The organism is Roseivivax halodurans JCM 10272, assembly GCF_000521785.1.
GTDB classification, from domain to species: Bacteria; Pseudomonadota; Alphaproteobacteria; order Rhodobacterales; family Rhodobacteraceae; genus Roseivivax; species Roseivivax halodurans.
Genome location: NZ_JALZ01000132.1, coordinates 1 through 641, shown reverse-complemented (window position 1 = coordinate 641; position 641 = coordinate 1). Strand labels below are relative to the sequence as shown.

Genomic DNA, 641 nt, shown 5'->3' with positions numbered 1-641 from the left:
CGCCCAGCATCGCGTTGCCTGAGGTCAGTTCTCGAATACGGTGTTCGAACCGCCCTCGGGAGATGGCGCCGACCTTGAGACCGAAGTTCCGCAGCAGCCCGCGCAACGACATCTCCAGGGCGAGCATCCCCTGCTGGACCGCCTTGCGCGCCGTCAGTAGAGCGCGAACTTCCTGTGCCGAGACGGACTTGCAGTGGACGGGTCGGAACCATCCGAGGTGAAGCAAGCGCGCAATACCCTCGGCATCCCTCCTGTCAGTCTTGATCGGCATCGCCTTCAGGGCACCCTTCACTCGGCGTGTCTCCATCAGCACCACGTCCAGGCCGGCGACCGAAAGTCCCCGATGCAGCCACTGAGACAGTGGTCCGGCCTCGAGGCCAACGGCAGCAATGCGCCCTGGCTGCGTGCCGATCCAGCGCGCGAGTACCTCGGGTTCGCTGGCGACCTCTGCCTCCTTCACGATCTTCCCGTGCTCGTTCAACACACAGACGGCGGTCTTCTCCAGCGATACATCCAGTCCGACAAACAGTCTCATCCCGTGATCCTCCTCCAGGGTGCGATACGGGAACGGCGACAGCTCGCGCGACAGCTGGCAAGCGGTAACGGGCGGCGCGTGGCGCAGGCCCCGTTACGGCATCTCG

Annotated in this window: 1 protein-coding gene; it reads right to left on the bottom strand. The window is 64.7% G+C overall.

The window, feature by feature from the left end:
- Positions 1-535, bottom strand: a 535-nt coding sequence (locus OCH239_RS21475) for an IS110 family transposase (RefSeq protein ID WP_037267602.1), incomplete at its 3' end; no start/stop codon positions are given.
- Positions 536-641: the final 106 nt, after the last annotated feature.